The following is a 16,606-nucleotide window of genomic DNA, read 5'->3' as shown; positions in this document are numbered from 1 at the left end:
AAATAGTTTTTATAAAAATATGCATATATCAAATAAAGCTTTTCTTTTAATACTTTCATTATTGTTATTGGCTTGTAGCAAAAAAGAAGAAAAGCAAACAAAACCAAATATTGTTTTCATTTTCACAGACGATCAAACCTACTCCTCTATTCATGCCTTAGGTAATAACGAAATTATTACACCAACCATGGATTTGCTCGTTAAAGAGGGAACTACGTTTACTCATGCTTATAATATGGGATCTTGGAGCGGGGCTGTTTGTGCTGCTTCTAGAGCTATGTTAATTTCAGGGAGATCGGTTTGGAAAGCAAATAGCTTTAGGCAAAATTGGGTTAAAAGAGATTCTCTAAATAAATCTTGGGGAAAAATTTTAGAATCTGGCGGATACGACACTTACATGACGGGCAAATGGCACGTTGATGCACCAGCCACTAGCGTTTTTCAGAATGTAACACACGTAAGGCCCGGAATGCCAAAAGATGCTTGGGATCATGGAAAAATGGTTGCTAAGTTTGACTCTTTATCGAAAATAAAAAACGCAAAGTCTGCCAGTATAATGCCGAATGGCTATAATAGACCGCTCTCTATAAATGATACATCTTGGTCTGCTACTGATACTTCTAAAGGAGGTTTCTGGCAAGGTGGAACACACTGGAGCGAAGTTTTAAAAGACGATGCTATTTCTTTTATAGACAAAGCTAAATCCAAAGACAATCCGTTCTTTATGTATTTAGCCTTTAATGCGCCTCACGACCCAAGGCAAGCACCACAACAATTTCAAGACATGTATAGTTTGGAAAATATTAGTATTCCCGAAAGCTATATGCCAGAATATCCGTTTAGACATCAAATTGCTAATAGTGATAATTTAAGGGATGAAGCTTTAGCTCCTTTTCCAAGAACAGAACTTGCCATTAAAACGCATACTAAAGAATACTATGCTAGTATAACACATGTAGATGCACAAATTGGAAAAATTATTGAAGCACTTAAAACTTCAGGTAAAATGGATAATACATACATTATTTTTACTGCAGATCATGGTTTAGCAATGGGAAGACATGGTTTATTAGGTAAACAGAGTTTGTTCGATCATAGTATTAGACCTCCAATGATTATTCTTGGACCAACAATTCCTAAGAATAAAAAATCAAATATTGATGTTTATCTGCAAGATGCCATGGCAACCTCACTTGATATTGCCGGCATTGAAAAACCGAAATACATCGAGTTTAATAGCTTCCTAGATATTGCAAAAGGGAAAGAAACAAAAAGTAAATATGATGCCATTTATGGTGCCTATTTAGATGTTCAAAGAATGATTAGAAAAGACGGATATAAATTAATGGTCTATCCACAACTAAAAAAAGTACTATTATTCAATCTTGAAAATGATCCTGAAGAAATAAAAGACATTTCTAAAAACCCAGAACAAAAAGAAAGAGTAAAATCCCTTTTTAAAAACTTGCTTAAGCTGCAAAAAGAAATGGACGACCCTCTAGATATTACCGATTGTTACGCTACCAACTAAATTAATTGAAAAAAAATCACAAAAATGATTAAATTAAAACCAACATCTCTTCTAGCAGCAATGCTTATTTTTTTGATACTTTCATGTCAAGAAAAAGAAGTAAATGTCATTACCGACCAAGATTTTAACAAAAATTGGTTATTCAAAAAAGACACTATTCCTCAAGGTGAAAACATCGCACTAGATGATAGTAGTTGGAGAAAATTAAATGTACCTCACGATTGGGCTATTGAAGGTCCTTTTGATAATAAGCACAATGCCCGAAACGGCGGTTTACCAATAGATGGCATTGCTTGGTATAGAAAACATTTTACTGTTGATTCTAATCATAAAAACAAGAAAATCTCTATAGAGTTTGATGGTGTAATGGATAACTCTACCGTATTTATTAATGGTCATAATGTTGGTAAAAGGCATTATGGCTACAGTGGTTTTGAGTACGATTTAACACCACATATCAAGTTTGGAGAAGACAACCTTATTGCTGTACAATGTGCTCCGCAAGTCCTATCAGAAAGATGGTATCCTGGTGCTGGTATTTATCGTAATGTGCGTTTAAAAATAAACAATGCAGTTCATATTCCACAATGGGGAACGTATATTACAACGCCAGTAGCAACATCAAAACAAGCTCTAATTAAAATTGAAACTAAAATTAAAAACGCTTCCAACTCCAATAAAGAAGCTACTTTAGAAACTACCATTTTAGACACGAATAACAATAGTATTGCGGTATCTACCAAATCTATTAATCTTGAAAAAAATTCCGAAGGAAAGCAAATTCAAGATATAGAAGTAAACAATCCAGAACTTTGGGATATTGGTGTACCAAATCTATATAGAGCTATTAGTCGAGTAAAAGTTGATGGGGAAATTGTGGATGAGTATGAATCTGAATTTGGAATTAGACATATTGAATTTAAAAAAGAAGGTTTTTACCTTAACGGAAAAGCTGTAGAACTTAATGGTGTTTGTATGCATCATGATTTAGGTCCTTTGGGTGCCGCCGTAAATTACAGAGCAACCGAACGCCAAATGCAAATTATGCAAGATATGGGGGCCAATGCTCTAAGAACAAGCCACAACCCACCATCTACAGAAATGTTACAAGTTTGTGATAGGCTAGGAATTGTTGTTATTGATGAAGCCTTTGATGAGTGGAAATTACCAAAAGTACCTAATGGCTACAGTAATTATTTTGATGAATGGGCAGAAATTGATTTACGTGATATGATTAAAAGAGACCGTAATCACCCATCTATTATTATGTGGAGTATTGGTAACGAAATTTTAGAACAAGGTAAACCAGACGGATGGAAAACAGCTAAAATGTTAAATGACATTTGTAAGGACGAAGATAACACTCGCCCAACAACAGCAGGCTTTAACCACTACCCTGCTTCTTTTAAAAACAAGTTAGCATATCAAATTGATGTTGTAGGTGTAAATTACAAGCCTTCTTATTATGGACAAATTAGAGAAGAAAATCCAGATATGATTTTTTATGGTTCTGAAACCTCTTCTCAAACAAGTACAAGAGGTTATTATGATTTACCTCTAGATTTTGAAGTAAAAAAAGAAACAAACCAAGTATCTAGTTACGATGTTACTGTAGGGCCGCCATGGGCATATTCTCCTGATATTGAATTTGCAGCACAAGAAGCAAACCCACACTCTTTGGGTGAGTTTATTTGGACAGGTTTCGATTATTTAGGAGAACCAACGCCATATGGTGGTAGAGATAATTCTACAAATGGCTATTGGAATGACGATTGGCCGTCACACGCCTCATACTTTGCACCAGTAGATCTATGTGGTTTCCCTAAAGATCGTTTTTACTTATATCAAAGTCAATGGACAACAAAACCTATGGTTCACGTTTTACCACATTGGAATTGGGAAGGTAAAGAAGGTGAAACTATCCCTGTGTTTGCTTATACCAACTGCGATGAGGTAGAATTATTCGTAAACGGAAAATCTTACGGCAAAAAAGTAAAAGGTAAAGATTTAACAGATGTTCAAACGGAATACAGAGGATTTTTAGATTCAGGATATGGCTTTAAAAGAGGCATTTACAAGTCTAAATACAGGTTATCTTGGAACGTACCTTACCAACCTGGAAACATTAAAGTTGTTGCGTACAAAAACGGAAAAGAAGTTGCAACAAAACAAATTACAACCGCAGGAAAGCCAGCTAAAATTAAGTTAATCGCAGATAGATCTGAAATTGATGCAGACGGAAAAGACCTATCATTTATATCTGTAAGAGTTGAAGATAAAGATGGTAACTTATGTCCAAATGCAGAAAACTTAGTAAGCTTTGAAGTTACAGGAAATGGTGTTTTAGAAGCCGTAGGTAATGGTAATTCTGCATCATTAGAATCTTTTCAAGAAAATTTCATAAAAGCTTTTTATGGAAAATGCTTAGTAATAGTAAAAGGTTCCACAGAAAGCGGAACAATTAACATAAAAGCCACTTCTGAAGGTTTACAAATAGATAACATTATAGTAAATACCAAATAAAAGATGATTTTAAATAAAGAAAGAGTAAAAATATTACTTGTAGCAATTGTATTTATTGCTGCAAGTAAGGCGTTTTCTCAGACCAAGCCTAACATTATTGTTATTTTAACCGACGACCAAGGCTGGGCCGATGTCGGGTTCAACGGAGCAACAGATATACCAACCGACAATCTAGACAGACTAGCATCACAAGGTGTTATATTTTCTAACGGGTATGTTTCACACCCTTATTGCAGCCCTTCAAGAGCAGGATTATTAACAGGCCGCTACCAAGCTCGTTTCGGACACGATTGCAACATGCCATATAAAGTAGAAAACGACGAAACCGTTGGCACACCTCTATCAGAAAAATTGATTCCTGAAGCATTAAAAGAGCAAGGTTATAGAACAAGCGCTATTGGTAAATGGCATCTAGGAGATCATCCCGATTTGTACCCACCTGCGCAAGGTTTCGACCATTGGTTTGGTTTTCCAGGTGGAGGCATGAACTATTGGGGAAATTCTACAGATGATATTCATACCGTATACAGAGATAGAAAAATTGTACCAGAAAGTGAATTATCTTACCTAACCGATGATTTTACTAACGAAGCTATTAAATTCATTTCTAAAAAAGATGACAAACCCTTTTTTATGTATTTAGCTTATAATGCACCACACGCACCAGATCATGCTACTCGAGCATATTTAGAAAAAACCAAACATATTGAATATGCAGGAAGAAGTGTTTATGCAGCCATGGTAAATGCAGTAGATACTAATGTTGGTAAAATTGATTCTACCTTAGTTGCCAACGGTATTAAAGACAATACTATTGTCGTATTTTTGAGCGATAACGGAGGAAGAATGCAGCATGCAGACAACAGACCAAATAGAGGGCATAAAGGCATGCTATTTGAAGGAGGTATTAAAGTGCCATTTTTCATTAATTGGCCAAATAAAATTAATGGAGGGCAAACGTACTCAAAACCTATTTCTTCGTTAGATTTATTTCCAACATTACTAAATGCAGCCCAAGGTGATATTTCGAAAGAACCACAATTAGATGGTGTAGATTTAATGCCTTTCATTCATAATACAAACAAAGGAAATCCGCACGACGTGTTATTCTGGAGGTCATCTGGTAATTTTGAATATGCCGTTAGAAAAGGAAAATTTAAATTATACAAAAGTGCCTACAAAGACAAAACATTACTTTTCGATTTAGAAAAAGATCATCTTGAACGTAATGATATTGCAAGTGAACATCCTGAAATCATTGCTGATTTAGAAAAAACTTATAAAGCTTGGGATGCAAAAAACATGGCTCCTGGATGGTACGATCCGCATGCTGAAAATGTTAAAAAAGAAGAAAAACTTTGGGAAAATACTCGAAAAAAATCTCTAAAAAACAAATAACTTCATACATTTCTCTACCGTAAACATAAACCAAAATGAAACATTTTTATAAGCTAATAACAACTTCAAAATTCTTACTTGCATCTGCTCTAGTCGTTTCAGCATGGAGCTGTAAGGATAATAAAAACCAAGGGGTACAAAATACCGAAACCAATCTTGAAGAAATCGTAAAACCCAATATTGTATTTATTTATTTAGACGATTTAGGTTATGGCGATATTAGTGCTAATGGTGCAACAGAAATTAATACACCCAATATCGATAAGTTAGCGAATGGAGGTGTTCGTTTTACAAATGGTTATGCAACCTCGGCGACCTGTACGCCTAGCCGATTTGGAATACTAACAGGTATTTATCCATGGAGAAATAAAGACGCACAAATTTTACCTGGCACAGCTCCTTTAATTATAAGTACGGAACAAACGACAGTTCCTAAAATGCTAAAACAACAAGGTTATCAAACCGGTATCGTTGGTAAATGGCACCTAGGCTTAGGTGCTGGCCATGTAAACTGGAATGAACGTGTTTCTCCAGGCCCAAATGAGGTTGGTTTCGACTATTCATACATTATGGCTGCCACACAAGACCGTGTACCAACCGTATATATAAAAGATGGACATGTTGATGGCTTAGATCCTAATGATCCTATTCAAGTTAACTATGGTAAAAACTTTAATGGACAACCTACCGGAAAAGAAAACCCAGAACTTTTATCTATGAAATGGCATCATGGACACAACAATAGTATTGTAAACGGCATTCCAAGAATTGGATACATGAAAGGTGGAGAAGCGGCAAAATGGAGCGACGTAGATATGGCTGATCATTTTTTAAATAAAGCTCAAGCCTACGTAAAAGATCATAAAGATGCTCCCTTCTTTTTATACTATGCACTTCAACAACCACATGTACCTCGAACACCACATCCGCGCTTTGTTGGTAAATCTGGTATGGGGCCAAGAGGCGATGTTATTTTAGAAGCCGATTGGGTTATTGGAGAGTTTATAAAAACTTTAGAAGAAGAAAATTTATTAGAAAACACATTAATTGTTTTATCTAGTGATAATGGCCCAGTTCTCAATGATGGTTATTATGATGATGCTGTTGAAAAATTAGGAAAACATACACCAACAGGCGGATTAAGAGGTGGAAAATATAGCTTGTTTGATGCTGGTACACACGTACCATTTATAACCTATTGGAAAGGCACTATTAAACCCACTGTTTCAGATGCTTTAGTTTGCCAAATAGATTTACTAAATTCTTTAGCTAACTTAACAGGAAGTACGGTTAAAACTGATGATAGTAAACAAATAATGGATGCTCTTTTAGGAAAATCTAAAAATGGTAGAACAGATTTAATTTTAGAAGCCGGACAAAAAACTGCGCTTCGTAGTGGTAATTGGGCGCTAATTCCTCCATATAAAGGACAACCAATTAATAAACAAGTAAACATAGAATTAGGTGTATCAAGTAACTATCAGCTATATAATTTAAAAGAAGATTTTGATCAACAAAACAACCTTGCTGAAACCAACAAAGAGAAATTAGCTGAAATGATTGCTACTTATGAAAAATTAAGAGGAACAGAGAAAGTAGAAATTAAAGAGTTAGAATTAAAATAACTTGTGCATATCAATAAAAAAAGGCTTTGAATAAAAACTCAAAGCTTTTTTTTTATATTCTTTTTTATATAAATACGTGAATTACCCGTACTGATTCAATTTATTTATAACGGTAATAACATTTAACCATATGTGATAGCATTCTGTACATTTCTAATTTAATAAATATCGGATTATGAATATTTTTATACTTTAAAATATCTACATAAAATGAGATCCATAAAACCCTTTTATATTTTGGCTTTCTTACTTGCAGTCGTCAAAACTGGAGCTCAAAATTTAACAATACCACCAAAGAACTATGTTGATTCTATCCAATTAGAAAACAGAATACAACGCTTAAATTCTAGTTATCCTTTATCTGATCAAAAAAACAATGAACATTGGAAATTACTTAAAAAATACTCTGATGAATTTGATAATAAAAAATTGAATGAAGACAAATGGTACCCTAACAACCCCAAATGGAAGGGACGACCACCAACCTATTTTCATGGCTCCAATGTAAACTTAGAAAATGGAGAATTAGTAATTAGAGTGAATAAGCACGGAGAAGAAAACCTACCTGAAGATTTTACGCATTCCACAGGTTTTATAAAAAGCAAAAACAAATTCCTATATGGCTATTTTGAAGCTGAAGCTAAACTAATGGATGCTCCTTGGGTTTCTGGTTTTTGGATGACAAATGTAGATAAAGATTGGTGGACCGAAATTGATATTTGCGAAAATGCTCCAGGAGTAGATTATAATCGTCACGATTTAAATTCGAATATTCATGTCTTTAAATCTCCTCAAGATCAAGGCGATGTTAAAAAACATTTTTCACGAACTAAGAAATACTATTTCCCCCATGAATTACAAAAAGATTACCATGTTTGGGGTTTAGAATGGACCAAAGAATATATAAGATTTTATATAGATGGTATATTATTTAGAGAAGCAAAAAACACCCATTGGCACCAGCCTTTAGAAATCAATTTTAATTGCGAATCAAATAAGTGGTTTGGAGCCCTACCAGATAACAACAAGTTAGACGGAGCATATCATGTAAAATATTTTAGAGTTTGGAAATAAAAAAACAGAAAATGAGAAAAACATATACCCTTGTAATTTTGGTATTATTGTCTTTACTAGTTAAGGCACAAACGCTTCCTAATGGTTTTGAGACTGGAAATAGAACAAAAACAAACCTAAACATTGGTTGGAAATTCCATTTAGGAGATCTTAAAACTAATCCTACAGCTATTAATTTTGATGATAGCTCTTGGAAAGATGTTTCTGTACCTCACAATCCTCAATTAGTTTCTTATGAATTAGATAGTATAAAAGAAACTTGGGTGCAAGAAAAATACCTTCGTGATGTAAGCTGGTATCGCAAAAAAATAAAAATTACAGCAGATGCCTCTCAAAAAGTATTTATAGAATTTGAAGCTGTTCATAATGCAACTGAATTATGGGTTAATGGTAAAAAAGCGGGAAACTATGCCGTAAACGGATACACACCTTTTCATTTTGACATTACGAACTTCGTGAAATTTGGAGAAGAAAACACCATTGCCATTAAAGCAGATAACACCTATAACCAAACTATTGCTCCAGATCCACATAGAACAGATTATGTCAAATTTGGTGGACTTTATAGAGATGTATATTTAGTGACCACCAATAAACTACATGTAAACTACAATTGGGAGGCTTTTGATGCTGGTGTGCATATTACAACACCAACCGTTAATAAAAATAATGGAACAGTTACCATTAAAACTACTGTGAAAAATGAAAATTCTACAAATAAGAGAAGTAAAATAATCACGAATATTATTAATAAAGACGGATTTGTTGTAAAGAAATTAATATCTGAAATTAATATTGCGGCAAATTCTGTCCATACCTTTAGGCAGTCTGCAACCGTTGAAGAAGATTATCACTTATGGTCTCCAGACTCACCATATCTCTATCGTATAAATTCTGTAATTTATGATAATGAAACACCTGTTGATTTTGTAGAAAACACATTTGGTTTCAGAAAATTTTCTTTAGAAAAAGGCAAAGGATTTGTTCTAAATGGTGAGCCACTGTTTTTAGTAGGTGCAAACCGCCATCAAAGCTACCCTAATATAGGAGATGCTGTTCCAAATTCATTTCATTATAATGAAGCTTTACAATACAAAAAAGCAGGTATGAACATCATCAGGCTATCTCATTACACACAAGACGATGCTTTTATTAAAGCCTGTGATGAATTAGGAATATTTATTTATGAAGAACCTTCTACATGGATAGAATGGGGTGATGATAATTGGTTTTCAAATTTAGAGAAAGCAACCAGAACCATGATTCGTAATCATAGAAACCATCCATCTATTATTGTTTGGGGAGCAGGAATTAACCATAGAGGTCCTGTACCACGAATGCAAACTGTTGCCAAAGAAGAAGATCCGTTTAGATTAACAGCCTCTGCTTCTGCCCCGTGGGATGGCCCTAAAAACGAAGGCATAACCGATGTGCATGCCACTATGGATTATCGAAGAACAGAGTTCCCTGAGAGTGCCTTTACCATGGTTATGGAACATGGTAGTTCACCAAATGCCGAAGTCAATCAATTTCATATTTCAAGATATAAAGGCAACAAAAACAATTTTGCAGCTATTACTTGGTTGGGTGCAGATTACAATCATTTACAACCAGATATTGTAGACGACCAATGGTCTAGAGATTTTATGACTACTTATGGCGTTCTTTCGCCTTATAGAGTACCCAAACCGGTTTATTATTGGTATCAATCGGAATTAGTAAAAAAACCAATAATACATATTGCAGACGAAACAGCTTCTAAAGACGGAAAAGTTAGAGTTTTTAGTAACTGCCAAGAAGTAGAATTATATCAAGATGGTAAACTTATTGCGACGCAGCTACCTGATAATGACGTTACAAAAACCAATTTAAATCATCCTTCATTTACTTTTAAGCACAATTGGAAAAGTGGCACATTAAAAGCTATCGGATATTCAAACGGTGAAAAGGTAACCGAATTTACTAGACAAAAAGAAAGCAAACCGCATCATATAAAAGTTGAATATAATATCACAGATCAACCATTTTATGCAGGCGGATCGGATATAAGATTGGTATACGCTTCTATTCTAGATGAAAACGGCGAAGTCGTAACCAACACTAAAAACGAAGTTCAGTTCTCAATAACTGGCGCTGGAGAAATAATTGATAACGGTAAAATTTATGCAAACCCTGCTAAAGTCTATAATGGTGTTGCCGCTATTTACGTAAAAGGATCTAATGCAACAGGTAACATAACCATTACGGCAAAAGCGAAAGGCTTAAAGCCAGGAAAAGCAACAATTAATACCGTAAAATATAACACCAACGAAATTGCAAACCACGCCCAACCTATTTATGATTTTCCTATTGAACGCGTAGATATTGGAGGAGAAAAGCAATTGGTACAATTTGATTGGCAGGAATGGACAGGAAATTCTAACAACGATTTAAGTTACATTTTAAAGCACACAAATACTCGAGTAGAAATTAGTGTCAACAAAAAAATAAATTGGTTAGGAAACGGCACAAGCATGATTGGTGATTTAAGTTTTGTAGGTACAGATGGTGTTTATGTTGAAGAAGGCGAAATTACTTTAAAGCTATCCAACTTAAAAGCTGGTAAATATGCTATTGAAACCTTTCACCATGCAAGAAAAACTGATATTAAATTAACCAATGATATAGAAGTTACTGTAGAAGATGTAGAAGGTAGTTTTACCAGAGTTTCCGATGATCATATTGTGAATTATTATGATAATGCGAGCAGTGGAGAACGCCAACCAATCGCTATAAAATCAACGTTTATATCAGATGGATCAAAGACCATAACTCTAAAATTTAAAAGTATTAACAAAAAGGGAACGTTATGGCTAAATGGATTTAAGCTAAAACAAATAAAATAATGAGGTTTTACAAAACAATAATAGCAGCCATATTGCTTACTTCAGCCGTAAATGCGCAAAAATACAATGTGGAAATGTCTTATGTATCACTTGAAAAAGGCGAAGCTTCGCCAGTAAAAAATTATGAAACAACAATAGACCCTAATGCTAAAGTTCATCAAAATGATTTTATTGTTTTAATTCCTGAAATTGAATTTCAAACTATTGAAGGTATTGGTGGTGCCTTTAATGAAAACGGCGGTGAAGCATTATTTAGCTTACCAGAAAACAAACAACGCGAGGTTTTAAAAAATCTCTTTAACACCAATAATGCAAATCTGGTTTTTAATAGAACGCCTATTGGTGCAAGTGATTTTTCTTTAGATGCTTACAGTTACAGTATGGTTCCTGAAGATTACAAAATGAAACACTTTTCTATAAAAAGAGATAAAAAATACCTATTACCATTTATAAAAGCGGCATTAAAAGAGAATAGCGATATGCTATTACAAGCATCACCTTGGAGTCCACCTGCTTGGATGAAATATAGCAATGCTATAGATAAAAATAATATAGACAAAACAAAAAGTAGGTTAAAAGAATCTCCAGAAATTTACACAGCATATGCAACCTATTTAGTAAAATACATAGAAGCTTATAAAAAAGAAGATGTTATAATTGACCGATTTTGTGTGCAAAATGAACCTGACACCTACGCCCCTTTTCCTGGTTGTAATATGTCTATGGAACAAATGCAAGAATTAAGCTTAGATTATATCATTCCGGCTTTTAAAAAGAAAAAACTAAACACCGGTATTTGGGCAGGTACTTTTAGAACGATTAATAGAGGCGATCATTATAAAATATTAAATGCAAAAACTATAAATAAATTTGACGGTATTGGTTTTCAATATGCTCTAGAGCCTTTTATGCGAGAAGTTTCGTTACTAGCGCCTAACATGAAAATCATGAACACTGAAACTAAGTGTTATAATGGTGATAACTCTACCAAACAGGCTAAAGAAAGAATTGCTGAAATTGCAAATTATATAAACGCAGGCAGCACCAACTATTGCTATTGGAATCTTATTTTAAATGAAACCTCTAAAAGCGCTTGGGGTTGGAAACAAAACTCTTTAATGGTAATCAATCGTAAAAATGGAGCCATTGAGTATACGCCAGATTACAACGCCATGTATTTATCGAGTAACGCTATTGTTAAAGGTGATAAAAGAATTGCTCATATTTCTAAACATACCATTGTATCCACGAAAAACAACGCTAACGACATTAAAGTTTTGATTCAGAATGAGAAATCAACAAATCAATTTGTAAAGTTAATAATTGATGAAGAGGAAATAAATATTGATTTACCTAAAAATGCATTGTGTAAGTTAACTTTAAAAAGAAAATAAAACGAACTTATATAAATTTCATGAAAAAACACATCAACATAATTACGTTTGTATTTATAGTATTGTTACCTAAATTATTAGTTGCACAAGCCTTAAACTATAATAACAATAGAATTGCTTGCAGTGCAGATGGGAATGCACAACCAGATTTACAATACACTGGTAAATACAACTATGCAGACCCTGATGATTGGGGTGCAACACCAGCTGCACTTGCTATGCTTGCTAAAAAGCGTTTACATACTAAACTAGTACATTTTTCATACAATAATTTTATGCCTTCTCCTCCTCATACAACAGTTAGAAACTACATGAAAGAAGGTGTTGATGGCTCTATTAAAAGATGGAATTTTGATAAAAATATCTTCTTTGATGTTGGAACGCAACAAAAAGAAGCCATCGAACATCTAAAAAAAGAGATTGAAAAATCTACCAATAAAAACCCATTATATTTTATAAATATGGGGCCATCAGAATTTCTATATCAAGCCGTTCAACTAGTTTTAAAGGAAGGAAAAGAAGATACGTTATCGTATGTATATATTTTATCGCACAGCAATTATAATGATAATCACTTAAGAAGACCCAATCATCATACAATTGACCAAGTTATTGCTTTAAGTGGAAATAGAGTTAAATTCAAAAGAATCAAAGATCAAAATAAAAGGGACAACCCTAATCAAGGTTGGAGTTCGAATCATGATTGGAGCGTTTGGCAATGGTTGAAAAATCATAAAAACAAAGATATTTCTTGGATTTGGAAGTGCATGAAAAAACACAACGAAAAAAGAGCAGATATATCTGATGCCGGAATGATTTATTACTTGATAACCGGTGATGAAGATGGAAACCCATCTAAATTTCAAACTTTTTTAGGAAATCAAATCTAATTACAATTTCAGGCACCTTTCTAACATTGCTAAGTATGAAAAACACCCGAAATTCATTATGTTTTTCATATCACAAAAGAGCCGAAACAAAAGTTAATATAGAATAAAATCACAATTTAAATTGAATAGTTCTGATGATGTTACTCTAAAATTCAAAAGTACTAATGACAAAAAATAATTATATGAATTTGATAAAAACCAACTTCTTTGTATTGGTAAGCTTAATTGCGATAAACAGCTGTAATTCTCATAAAAAAACCGAACTAAACACAGAAAACACATCTAAACCAAATGTGATTCTTATTATTACCGACGACCAAGGTTATGGAGATGTTGGCGTCCATGGAAATACCATTATAAAAACCCCAAATATTGATAATTTTCATAAAGAAAGTTACCATTTAACTAATTTTCATGTGGGTCCAACTTGTGCGCCTACGCGATCTGGCTTAATGACCGGTCGATACGCCAATAGTACTGGTGTTTGGCATACCGTTGGCGGATGGTCTTTATTAAGAGAAAACGAAAAAACCATGGCTACTATGTTTGCCGAAGCGGGTTATAAAACTGGAGGCTTTGGAAAATGGCATTTGGGAGACAATTACCCATTTAGGCCAGAAGATAGAGGATTTCAAGAAACTGTAATGCATGGCGGTGGAGGCGTTCAACAAACACCTGATTATTGGAATAATACTTATTTTAACGACACCTATTTCCATAATGGCAAACCTCAAAAATACAAAGGTTATTGTACCGATGTATTTTTTAACCAAGCCATTAATTTTATAAAAACGAATAAAGACAAGCCTTTTTTCTGCTATATCGCACCAAACGCACCACACGGTCCATACAATGTGCCTCCTGAATATTATGATATGTATAAAGATTTAGGTGATAATGTTTTAGCAGATACCCAAAAGCGCTTTTACGGCATGATAACCAATGTTGATGACAACTTTGGCAAACTGAGAAATAGGTTAAAAGAATTAAATGTTGACGATAACACTATTTTAATTTTTATGACAGACAACGGCACCTCGGCAGGATATTATAACAAAAAAGGAAAAATAACTGGATTTAATGCCAATATGAGAGGCACAAAAGGAAGTGAATATGAAGGCGGGCATAGAGTGCCATTTTTTATCCATTGGAAAAATGGAGAAATCACAACGCCTAAAGATATTAACACCCTTACAGCACAATTAGATATCATGCCTACTCTAGCCGATTTGTGTGGTATTGATTTACCAAAAAACCATCAACCTTTAGACGGACAAAGTTTAGTACCTTTATTAAGAGGAAAAGATACCTTAAAAAACAGAATGCTGGTAACAGACTCGCAACGAGTTCAACATCCAAAAAAATGGAAAAACTCTGCCGTAATGCAAGAAAACTGGAGGTTAATAAACGGAAAAGAATTATATAATATTTCTACAGATCAGGGACAGCTCAATGATATTGCAGCAGAATATCCTGAAAAAGTAAATGAAATGAAAATCTTTTATGAAAATTGGTGGACGCAAGTTTCTAAAGATTTTAATGAAGAAATCTATTTTAAAATAGGTTCCAAAAATGAAAACCCTATTACCTTAACGGCACACGATATTCACGCAGAATCTGGGGCCTACCCATGGAACCAAATCTATATAAGAGAAGGCATTAATGGCACAGGTTATTGGAGTGTAAATATTATAGAAAGCGGAGATTATGAAGTTGAGTTAAGAAGGTATCCTAAAGAATCAAATTTAGCAATAAATGCGACAACGCCTGCAATTACTAAAAAACAACTACATGGTTTAGAAAAAGATATTCCTGAAGGCAAAAGTTTAAATTATGTTAGTGCAGCTATTGAATTTGAAAATCAATTAAAAACTGAAAAAGCAATCCATAAAAATGATATATCAACAATATTCACTATTTCTCTAAAAGCAGGAAAAACCAAATTTTCAGCTAACTTTATAGATAATAGAAATAAGCCTAACACGGTATATTACGCATATATCAATAAAATATAGAATAAGTGATACGCAAGTTAGTTTATATTTTGCTTGGGTTTAAATTAAGAAGAAAGTCTATTATAGGCTTGACTTCTTAACTAATAGATTTTAAAAAAAACGTAAGTAAAACCATAGATGATAAACGATTTATTAATAAAAAACATATCTAAAAATGTAGAATTTTCCAAAACGGAATCAGAAGAATTCTGCAAACCATTTTATACTAAATCAATCAAAAAAAAAGATTTCCTGTTAACTCAAGGTGAAATATGCAAGTTTGAAGGATTTGTATTAGAAGGCTGTTTCAGGATATTTACTATAGACAGAAAAGGAAAAGAAAACACTCTTTATTTTGCCGCTAAAGATTGGTGGTTAATGGATATAGATAGTTTTATGAACCAAATACCTTCTAATTTAAACATACAAGCTTTAGAAGATAGTACAGTGTTATTAATTGAAAAACAAGATAAAATGGTGTTATACAAAACGCTGCCGAAGGTTGAAAAGCTTTTCAGAATTATGTCGCAAAAAGCTTTGGTTTCATGGCAAAGGCGCCTAATTAACAATCATTCTTTTACCGCAAAAGAAAGATATAGCCATTTTATTGAAAAGTACCCCGCTATCGTATCAAAACTAACCGATAAACAAATAGCAGCTTATCTAGGTATTCGACACGAATTTTTAAGTAAAATAAAAAAACAGTTTCAAATTGAGTAATTTTTTTAGAGTTGAACTTGTTCAACTATTTTATCAAACGAGTTTACAATTTTTGTAGTTCAAACTAAAAATTAGAATAATGAACTTACTAAAACATTTTAAAATTTGTGCTTTTGCACTTTTACTAACGTTACTATCAAATACAGTACAAGCTCAAATATCAAATGATCTTTCGGATGAGGAAGCTTTAAAAGCACTTTTAGCCGCAAAAAAAGAAGCAGAAAAATTAGGGGTTTTAGAAAATATAGCTGTCGTAGATGCTGGTGCAAATTTGAAAGCTTTTATTCGGATGGACGATTCTTTTATAGGAAGTATAGACATCGCCATTAAAAAAGCAAAAACAGCACGCTATTTTAATATGGCTACAGGAGATTTAGGAAAAATTAGCCAACCGGGTGGCATTGTTTATAATATTGAACTATCTAACGGTGGTCTAATAACATTTCCAGGAGGCGTACCAATAAAAGACGAAAACGGAACTATTATTGGAGCTATTGGCGTTAGTGGTGGTACTATAGAAGAAGATCATGATATTGCTACTGTAGGAGCAAATGCCGTTATAAATTAATTAT

The 16,606-nt window shown here is 33.6% G+C and carries 11 protein-coding genes; all 11 read left to right on the top strand.

The window, feature by feature from the left end; translation table 11 throughout:
• Nucleotides 1-19 precede the first annotated feature (19 nt).
• The 11 genes from ACJJV4_RS14495 to ACJJV4_RS14445 all read left to right on the top strand — a co-directional run bounded on the left by ACJJV4_RS14495 (nucleotide 20) and on the right by ACJJV4_RS14445 (nucleotide 16,602).
• On the top strand, nucleotides 20-1,531 hold the full coding sequence (locus ACJJV4_RS14495) for a sulfatase-like hydrolase/transferase (protein WP_405295689.1): 1,512 nt from the start codon (nucleotides 20-22) through the stop codon (nucleotides 1,529-1,531).
• 24 nt (nucleotides 1,532-1,555) lie between these two features.
• Complete coding sequence (locus ACJJV4_RS14490; RefSeq protein WP_405295687.1) at nucleotides 1,556-4,054, top strand: glycoside hydrolase family 2 TIM barrel-domain containing protein; 2,499 nt, start codon at nucleotides 1,556-1,558, stop codon at nucleotides 4,052-4,054.
• A gap of 3 nt (nucleotides 4,055-4,057) precedes the next feature.
• The gene (locus tag ACJJV4_RS14485; RefSeq protein WP_405295685.1) at nucleotides 4,058-5,452 is read left to right on the top strand and encodes a sulfatase-like hydrolase/transferase; all 1,395 of its coding nucleotides are present in this window, start codon (nucleotides 4,058-4,060) and stop codon (nucleotides 5,450-5,452) included.
• A gap of 35 nt (nucleotides 5,453-5,487) precedes the next feature.
• On the top strand, nucleotides 5,488-7,077 hold the full coding sequence (locus tag ACJJV4_RS14480; protein WP_405295683.1) for an arylsulfatase: 1,590 nt from the start codon (nucleotides 5,488-5,490) through the stop codon (nucleotides 7,075-7,077).
• 210 nt (nucleotides 7,078-7,287) lie between these two features.
• Entirely contained in the window at nucleotides 7,288-8,151 is an 864-nt protein-coding gene (locus tag ACJJV4_RS14475) for a family 16 glycosylhydrolase (protein ID WP_405295681.1), read from the top strand.
• Between the two features lie 11 nt (nucleotides 8,152-8,162).
• Complete coding sequence (locus ACJJV4_RS14470; RefSeq protein WP_405295679.1) at nucleotides 8,163-11,036, top strand: sugar-binding domain-containing protein; 2,874 nt, start codon at nucleotides 8,163-8,165, stop codon at nucleotides 11,034-11,036.
• Nucleotides 11,036-12,430, top strand: a complete 1,395-nt coding sequence (locus tag ACJJV4_RS14465) for a glycoside hydrolase family 30 protein (RefSeq protein WP_405295677.1) — start codon at nucleotides 11,036-11,038, stop codon at nucleotides 12,428-12,430. Before ACJJV4_RS14470 ends, ACJJV4_RS14465 begins: the two co-directional genes overlap by 1 nt.
• 20 nt (nucleotides 12,431-12,450) lie before the next feature.
• On the top strand, nucleotides 12,451-13,320 hold the full coding sequence (locus ACJJV4_RS14460; protein ID WP_405295675.1) for a hypothetical protein: 870 nt from the start codon (nucleotides 12,451-12,453) through the stop codon (nucleotides 13,318-13,320).
• 182 nt (nucleotides 13,321-13,502) lie between these two features.
• The gene (locus ACJJV4_RS14455; protein WP_405295673.1) at nucleotides 13,503-15,335 is read left to right on the top strand and encodes an arylsulfatase; all 1,833 of its coding nucleotides are present in this window, start codon (nucleotides 13,503-13,505) and stop codon (nucleotides 15,333-15,335) included.
• A gap of 117 nt (nucleotides 15,336-15,452) precedes the next feature.
• On the top strand, nucleotides 15,453-16,034 hold the full coding sequence (locus tag ACJJV4_RS14450) for a Crp/Fnr family transcriptional regulator (protein WP_405295671.1): 582 nt from the start codon (nucleotides 15,453-15,455) through the stop codon (nucleotides 16,032-16,034).
• Between the two features lie 79 nt (nucleotides 16,035-16,113).
• Nucleotides 16,114-16,602 (top strand): heme-binding protein, encoded by a 489-nt coding sequence (locus tag ACJJV4_RS14445; protein WP_304404237.1) that lies wholly within the window; start codon nucleotides 16,114-16,116, stop codon nucleotides 16,600-16,602.
• Nucleotides 16,603-16,606 lie beyond the last annotated feature (4 nt).

Origin of the sequence: Algibacter sp. Ld11 (assembly GCF_045066735.1) — a bacterium.
Taxonomy (GTDB): Bacteria; Bacteroidota; Bacteroidia; order Flavobacteriales; family Flavobacteriaceae; genus Algibacter.
Note: the sequence above shows the minus strand (reverse complement) of the source record. Positions and strands in the feature narration are given on the sequence as shown.

Bases quoted from the DNA above. Each gene is read 5' to 3' on its own strand.
- ACJJV4_RS14460 (WP_405295675.1), top strand. From the start codon at position 12,451: ATGAAAAAACACATCAACATAATTACGTTTGTATTTATAGTATTGTTA.
- ACJJV4_RS14455 (WP_405295673.1), top strand. From the start codon at position 13,503: ATGAATTTGATAAAAACCAACTTCTTTGTATTGGTAAGCTTAATTGCG.
- ACJJV4_RS14485 (WP_405295685.1), top strand. From the start codon at position 4,058: ATGATTTTAAATAAAGAAAGAGTAAAAATATTACTTGTAGCAATTGTA.
- ACJJV4_RS14495 (WP_405295689.1), top strand. From the start codon at position 20: ATGCATATATCAAATAAAGCTTTTCTTTTAATACTTTCATTATTGTTA.
- ACJJV4_RS14465 (WP_405295677.1), top strand. From the start codon at position 11,036: ATGAGGTTTTACAAAACAATAATAGCAGCCATATTGCTTACTTCAGCC.
- ACJJV4_RS14450 (WP_405295671.1), top strand. From the start codon at position 15,453: ATGATAAACGATTTATTAATAAAAAACATATCTAAAAATGTAGAATTT.
- ACJJV4_RS14470 (WP_405295679.1), top strand. From the start codon at position 8,163: ATGAGAAAAACATATACCCTTGTAATTTTGGTATTATTGTCTTTACTA.
- ACJJV4_RS14490 (WP_405295687.1), top strand. From the start codon at position 1,556: ATGATTAAATTAAAACCAACATCTCTTCTAGCAGCAATGCTTATTTTT.
- ACJJV4_RS14480 (WP_405295683.1), top strand. From the start codon at position 5,488: ATGAAACATTTTTATAAGCTAATAACAACTTCAAAATTCTTACTTGCA.
- ACJJV4_RS14445 (WP_304404237.1), top strand. From the start codon at position 16,114: ATGAACTTACTAAAACATTTTAAAATTTGTGCTTTTGCACTTTTACTA.
- ACJJV4_RS14475 (WP_405295681.1), top strand. From the start codon at position 7,288: ATGAGATCCATAAAACCCTTTTATATTTTGGCTTTCTTACTTGCAGTC.